Origin of the sequence: Pseudoruegeria sp. SK021, from assembly GCF_002119405.1 — a bacterium.
Taxonomy (GTDB): Bacteria; Pseudomonadota; Alphaproteobacteria; order Rhodobacterales; family Rhodobacteraceae; genus Meridianimarinicoccus.
In genome coordinates, this window is the sequence record NZ_MTBG01000070.1 from 1 (window position 1) to 6543 (window position 6543).

A 6543-nucleotide genomic window follows, 5' to 3' on the forward strand; every position below is an offset into this window, starting at 1 on the left:
CTACGGCCAGCGCGCTCTGGCACGCGTTAGCTATGTGGTGAGCACACGCGCCAGAGCGCCACCGACATCCCGAGCGTGGCCCCTATTTGCGCCGGTAAATGGCCCCTTATGTCACCGTGATTGACAGTAGTGTGGCAATGCCGATGAAAGCTTCGGTGCATTCATCTCTCTCGCAGCAACCATACCCGTCTTAAGTGAACATCAATAGGCCCTAGATCTGTCCATCGATGACATGGGTGATCCAACCGCACTTTCGGACCTGCTGGAGCAAGTCGACGGCCCAGTTGACCTGTTTCTGGCAGACGGTGCTTACGACGGCAACTCAACCCGCGATCTCCTTGTCGAACGCTTTGGCGTAATGATCGGGATTGCGATCCCACCTCCCAAAAACGCCACCCTAAGCCAGAATGCGGCACCGCATCCGACGGCACGCGACGGAGCTATTGCGCAGATCGATGGGCACGGGCGGATGGCCTGGCAGAAGATTCCCGGTTACAATCAGCGGAGCCGAGGCGAAACTCAAATGGGTCGCTGGAAGGCCGTCATCGGACCGAAGGCAAAGGCGCGCTCGTTCGAAAGCCAGAAAACGGAAGCCAAGATTGGCGTCCAGATTCTCAACCGGATGACTGAACTTTGCCGCCCAATTTTTGAACGCACCGCCTGAATTCCGTCTCGGGAAGGGCGCGTTCCGAGCAAAAGCTATTCTGTGCAACACGGCGCATTTGTCGGCTGTTCAGTTCGGACAACTGGTACAGCTAGTCCTAGCGGAGATCGCAGAAACCTCTGATGCCGAACGGTTCGCTTAGGAATGGCTGATGGAAGCGCGGTCTCAAAAGCGTTGTTGGTGTGTCCGGGATTTCCGGTATTGTTGTTTTCCAAGTTTGCCGCAAGGTGACCAAATCCTCGACCGGTCGGATAATAAAACAATCACTTACGGAGGATTGCGGCGGGTTCAGAGACGAAAACTCGTTCTCGCCTCAAGCTTTTAAGGTTGGAGTGATCGGCGGATCACGCCGCCATGTCCGGCGGTGTACTCTGGGAGTTGGGTTTGTTGCTGCTCGTGACGGCAACCGATACGAAATCTCACCTCACCAAAGAAGACGGCCTTTGCAGGATGCGTACGATACGCGCCACGGCTCAGAAGATAGAAAAGTCGACCTAGAAGATGCCAGATTTCGTTATTACGAACCCGTGTAGTCAATCAACGTGCCGATCTTCGATCGCAAGGCAGTGATAGGGGCCCACCACCAACATTAGCGGTGGGCCGGGACTGCTTCTGATGTCAGATGCTGGGCTTGCCCAAGCTCTGTTCGTCGGCTTCTGACGCGGCAGCGTTTGCCACGCGCTTTCCGCCTTCTGCGACCTTGTCAGCAACCGCCTGCACGGCGTTTTTTGACGGAGCGCTTTGATCTGCGTTAGATTTGACGTCGGCGATTTTTTCTGCCGCCTCATCGGCGACATCCTTTGCCTCGTCCATTGCCGCTCTGGCGACTTCGCCCACCTTCGCCTTTTCTTCCGCGAAAATGCGTTCGGCCTCTTCGATCAGGGTGTCGCTTTGTGAGCCCATGTAGTGATCTTCGACTTGGGTTCGGGGCAGGGCTGCGGCGATGGCGGCACCAACGGCCAACGCAAGCGCGCCGGCGACCAAAGGCTGTTCATCATAGAAATCAGCGGCCTTATCCCGTCCCCGCCGGCCATATTCGGCCGCGGCATCGCGCGCTTCGACTGCCTTTTCGCGGGCGGCGATTACCCGGTCGCGGGCTTCGTCGGTCATGGCTTCCGTTCCCGCTGCCAAGCGCGCCCGTGCCTGGGTTGCCCGCTCCGCAACCGTTTGCCCGGTGTCGCGTACGGCGTCCGTTATTGCGCCTTTTGTGGCGCCTGCTGTGTCCGAAACCGCCGAAGCCGCATTGGATGCCACGTCGCCGGCGCGACGTGCGGCACCTTTAAAGCCATCCGCGGCCCCAGAGGCTGTATGCGCTGCCGCATCGGCACCGTCGGACATCTGGTTTCCGGCGACGTCGTAAAGCTCGCGGGCCCGCTGCTTCACACTTCGCCCGTCGGCCCGGCCTTCAGCCTTGGCGTAGGGATCATCATAGCCGCCGATCCATTCCGGGGTATCGTTTGGCCTGATTGCTTCCGGCCCACGACCAAGATTGCGATCATAATGGCGCGATGCAGCGGAATATGAACTATAAGGTCCATCGTCATATCCGCCCTGTGAACGGCGGTCCGACCTACCGCGATCTTCGGCGTATTCCGGATAGGGGTCGCGACCGCGATAGGTCGCAACGCGCTTGTTGCTGCCGAACATCATCCAGGCAAGTCCAACACCAGTCAGGGCTAACGCGGCCGGATTTTCTTTGACGGAGCGCAATACGGACTCGCCGATCTCGCCGCCGTGGTGGCGAAACTGGTCGCTGATCTGGTTCACAATGCCGTCGATCGAGAAGCGGTTGTTCAGTTCATCCAAGGTGTTGCTCAGGCCCATTCTTTCCTGTTCGATCTGGCGTTCAATCGCCTCGGGGGTGCGCTGGTCAGTCATTGTAAGCCTCCTTGACGGCGTTTGCGTCGCGCTTCACGTTCTTGGCGGTCCGCGTCGGTGCCAGAGAACTGAGCTTCAAAGTGTCCATGCCTTTCTTGAGCATCATGTAACCGATGATGGCAAACACCCCACCTACGATGAGCGCCGACCAACCCGCAGGAATGCCCGCTTCGGTTAGAGCGGCCACAACGGCGGCAGTCAGGACGTTCAGGGCGGTGATCAAGACGATCACTGCGCCCACGATCATACCAAGAGCTAAAGCCGCATGGTTGAGGTTTTCGTTGACCTCTGCCCGGGCGAGGTCGACCTCTGTGCGAACCAAATTGCTAACTTGGGTGAGGGCATCGCTCAGAAGATTGCCGGTTGATTTTTCACTGTTCATTTCCGTGCTCCGGCGTGATTGGGGTTGAAGCCAGGGCCTGCGGGCGTCGCTTGGGCGGGGTAATTGGACGCCCGGTACGCTGTCGGTGACGATGCTTCGCTCCGACCTGAGCCATCACGTCTCTCGCGGTCATAGGGGGGTCTGGTCTGCGCTGGCGTTTCCGATGCCTTGGCAAATCGTGTGGCGGCAAAGCCAAGCAGGGCCGCCCCCCCAAGAAATATCAGCGGGTTACGTCGCGCGAAGGCGTTCAGGTCACCAACAATCTCTCCAAGGTCCTTATCCCGGACTGCTTCGGATGCGTCTGCCAAGCCGTTTGCCAGCTGACTGAATGTGCGCTCTTGCGGCGACCCGTGGCGCAGTTCTTCTGCGGCGGTTCGAAGGGCAGACGCGACGCTGCTGACTTCGTCGGCAGCAGATTCCTGGGCTTGCTGCGCAACTTTCGAGACGTCTGCTGATGCCTTGCTTGCCAAATCATGAGCGCCGGATTTCAGCTTTTCTGCACCATCCGCGGCGGCCACTTTCGTATCATCGAGTGTGTCTTGGACGGGTGGTTTCGTGTTGGTTTCTTCAGGGGTCATTTCAGGGGTCCTTTCGGTTATGCGACAAAGCTGAGAACGGCAAGAACGACGACGACGAGGCCGATCAGATAGATAATGTTGTGCATTCGGAGTCCTCTCTGAATCAGTCCGGTGCGGCACCTGTCGGACCAATGTTGGTGCGTCGATACGACAGGCTAGCAACGGCTCGGAGAGAGAAACTGTTCCGTCTGCCACGAATTTTTTAGCAGGTGGCTGCCCTTATTCACCCGTCACTCACCCGTCGGACCGTCGCCAAGCCAGCGGCGACTCGTCGACCTTTTGGAGGGGGGGAGCTGATTTGGCGGAACCCAATCATCGGCCGTTGGTTGTCTTCCCGAGCGACCCAGAGGAAATGACAATGTAGAGTCCACCGTAGGGACATCTTGTTTCATCGTCCGACGTGCATCTGAGGATCTCTGGCGAGGCTCTTCGTCCAGCACCACGTCATGGCTAAAGCCTTAAGGTCAATAATAATCATTTCCTAACCGCATCGTCCGAAGCCCGCGTGCTCGTTACGTGACCCGTTGCCCCCCTCCCTTATTGAAGTCGATTTCAGATGTACTCTCCGTTCAAGCGCGCGCGCTCAAAAACCAAGAAACGGATGCGTCGAGCGACAGCGTCAGCCTTCACCAATCTGTTGACGGCCATGCTGCTTCCCGCGGCTCCTACCAAGGGCACGGCCTCTAAACGTAAAAAGCCTGCACCCAAAACCGCAAGGCGTACCACCAAGCCGACGCCGAAATCCGGCACCTGGGATGAGAAATCCAGCCCGCGCAGCAGGGTCAATAGCACAGCGAAGCCACCGGCGCGGGCCCGCACGGCTCTGAAAAAACCGGTCGGCGCGTCATTCACCAAAGGCGTTCATAGTTCTGAATTCGGCACGCGCACCTTCAAGCTTTATATCCCAAGCCGCGCCGGACTATCCGCCGGACTCTCCGAGGCACCCTTGCCACTGGTGGTGATGTTGCATGGCTGCAGTCAGACGCCGGACGATTTTGCCCGCGGCACCCGGATGAATCTGCTCGCGGAAGAGTTTGGGTTTTTTGTCGTCTATCCAGCCCAAGACCGAAAATCGCAACTTTACCGCTGCTGGAATTGGTACAAGCGGAGCGACCAAGGTCGCGGAGAGGGTGAGCCTGCGCTGCTCGCAAACTTAGTGCGAGAGATCGTCCTCAAACAAAAAGTCGATCCAGCTCGGGTCTACGTCGCAGGTCTGTCGGCGGGAGCATCGGTGGCCTTGATTGTCGCCGACGCTTATCCAGACATTTTTGCGGCGGTGGGGGCGCATTCCGGTTTGCCGGTCGGTGCAGCGCATGACGAGGCCACTGCCGTTGTCGCAATGCAATTTGGCGCACCAGGCCGACCCCATTCCCATCCCCTGCCCACGATCAGTTTTCAAGGCGGTTCGGATAAAGTGGTTAATCCGCGCAACGGCCGCTTTATCGTTGCACGAGCGCTAGAACCCTATCCGCAGCTTCATAAAACCGTGAAATCCGGGCATATTACCGACGGGCGGGACTACGTACGGACGTCGCATCGGCTGGGAACAGGCCGGTCGCTCATCGAAGAGTGGGTTGTGGTGGGCGGGGCCCACGCGTGGTCCGGCGGCAACGCAGCCGACAGCTATACGGATGCCACTGGCCCGGATGCCTCTCGCGAAATGGTCAGGTTTTTTCTGCGCCATCGCACAACGATGAAACGTCGATCCACACAGCCAGAAATAAGGGAAGTGTCGACGTCACTTCGTGGGGCGTGAGCCGGCCCCTAGGTTCTCAATGGAGACCAACTGCAGGAACGCAGAAAAAGCAAATCTTCGACCCTCGGATAATCTATTTTAAAACGAGAAGGGCGCAGTTCGCTTATGGTACGCGTGGATATCGCCAAGGTGTAGCCTCAAGCTTTTACGGTTGGAGTGATCGGCGGGACAACTTGGCAAGACCGATATGGCTCATGCGGCTGCGGTTCGCAGGCCGGTTTCCTCGTTGACCACGGCTTCCATCAACTCGTCGGGATGCAGCGACCGTAACATCAGAGCCAAAGCCTTGCCCACGCGGACAAGCGCCACGACCGCCGCTGCTGCGGCATGGCTAAGCGGCGCGTCGATCATCTCGATGCCGTTCAGTCTGCGGCCCGCCGCTTTGACTTCAGCTTCGATCTTGATCTGGGGGCCAACCAGAATCGGCTCGATCATGCCTCGATGCGCGCGTCCAGCGCAGCGGTCGCGGCTAAGGCATCGCAGGGATGCACGACAGCGGTGGGGACCGGCATTTTACCCCTTTCTGCATCCCAGAAAATTTGCGGCACAACTCCTCTGTTCTTGCACTTGTCTCCGTTATCCCTGACTTGTCCGAGGACTGACGCCAGCTTGACGCTTATGAGCATGGCGTAGGGCCTCGGAACGGAAGCGTGGATGGTGTGCTTTTGCTGGACGTTTGTGATGAACGGAAGTGATGGCACCGTAGCTGAGATTGTCGTCGTTCTCGACAATGGCTTCCAGCATTTCGAGGTCCTCGCCCAGCATCTTCGCAACGTGTTCGATGGTGCAGATATGCGTTATGGCGGCCATTACGCAGCCTCGGCCTGTGAGACCGCCTTCGGGGTCCAGTTCCAGGGCAGTAGCTCGTCGAGGCGCGGGTTCATGTGGTCGTGGATACGATCCAGGACGTCAGCCAGATAGGCCTGCGGATCAAGGCCGTTCAGCTTGGCGGTTTCAATGATCGTCATAGCGCGCGCCAAGGTTTCCGCCCCGGTGTCCGCCCCGGCAAACAGCCAGTTCTTTCTTCCAATGCCGATCGGTCGCAGAGCGCGTTCAGCCGGGTTATTGTCGATGGCCACACGACCGTCTGTCAGGAACAAGCTGAAGGCCTCCGCGCGATTGAGGCCATAGCGGAAGGCCTTGGCCAAATTGCTCTTACCCGGAATGCGCAGGAGTTGCTGATCGGACCACGCAAAGAAGGCCTCAACTTTTGGCTGGCTGAATTTTTGACGTGCCGCGTGACGGACGTCAGCAGGCTGGCCACTGATGTCGCGCTCGATGTCAT

Annotated in this window: 8 protein-coding genes; 2 read left to right on the forward strand and 6 right to left on the reverse strand. The window is 58.4% G+C overall.

Annotated elements, in window-relative coordinates:
* The first annotated feature begins 232 nt into the window (after positions 1-232).
* Complete coding sequence (locus BV911_RS18205; protein WP_205963910.1) at positions 233-664, forward strand: hypothetical protein; 432 nt, start codon at positions 233-235, stop codon at positions 662-664.
* Positions 665-1282: 618 nt separating this feature from the next.
* On the opposite strand, the gene BV911_RS18210 is transcribed toward BV911_RS18205, so the two are convergent.
* The 3 genes from BV911_RS18210 to BV911_RS18220 are packed head-to-tail and all read right to left on the reverse strand — an operon-like array spanning position 1283 to position 3502.
* A complete protein-coding gene (locus tag BV911_RS18210) occupies positions 1283-2542 on the reverse strand; it encodes a DUF3618 domain-containing protein (protein ID WP_086054987.1) in 1260 nt (419 codons plus the stop codon).
* Positions 2535-2924 (reverse strand): phage holin family protein, encoded by a 390-nt coding sequence (locus BV911_RS18215; RefSeq protein ID WP_086054988.1) that lies wholly within the window; start codon positions 2922-2924, stop codon positions 2535-2537. The genes BV911_RS18210 and BV911_RS18215 overlap by 8 nt, the downstream gene beginning before the upstream one ends.
* Complete coding sequence (locus tag BV911_RS18220; RefSeq protein ID WP_086054989.1) at positions 2921-3502, reverse strand: hypothetical protein; 582 nt, start codon at positions 3500-3502, stop codon at positions 2921-2923. The genes BV911_RS18215 and BV911_RS18220 overlap by 4 nt, the downstream gene beginning before the upstream one ends.
* 646 nt (positions 3503-4148) lie before the next feature.
* Between BV911_RS18220 and BV911_RS18225 the strand changes: the two genes are divergently transcribed.
* Positions 4149-5258: a PHB depolymerase family esterase gene (locus tag BV911_RS18225; RefSeq protein ID WP_240512361.1), complete on the forward strand. Its 1110-nt coding sequence runs from the start codon at positions 4149-4151 to the stop codon at positions 5256-5258.
* A 192-nt stretch (positions 5259-5450) separates the two neighbouring features.
* On the opposite strand, the gene BV911_RS18230 is transcribed toward BV911_RS18225, so the two are convergent.
* The 3 genes from BV911_RS18230 to BV911_RS18240 form a co-directional block, all read right to left on the reverse strand.
* A complete protein-coding gene (locus tag BV911_RS18230; protein ID WP_086054991.1) occupies positions 5451-5693 on the reverse strand; it encodes a hypothetical protein in 243 nt (80 codons plus the stop codon).
* A 141-nt stretch (positions 5694-5834) separates the two neighbouring features.
* A complete protein-coding gene (locus BV911_RS19355) occupies positions 5835-6068 on the reverse strand; it encodes a hypothetical protein (RefSeq protein WP_139840152.1) in 234 nt (77 codons plus the stop codon).
* A partial coding sequence (locus tag BV911_RS18240) for a transposase (protein ID WP_139840153.1) occupies positions 6068-6543 on the reverse strand: 476 nt, incomplete at its 5' end. The genes BV911_RS18240 and BV911_RS19355, both read right to left, overlap by 1 nt.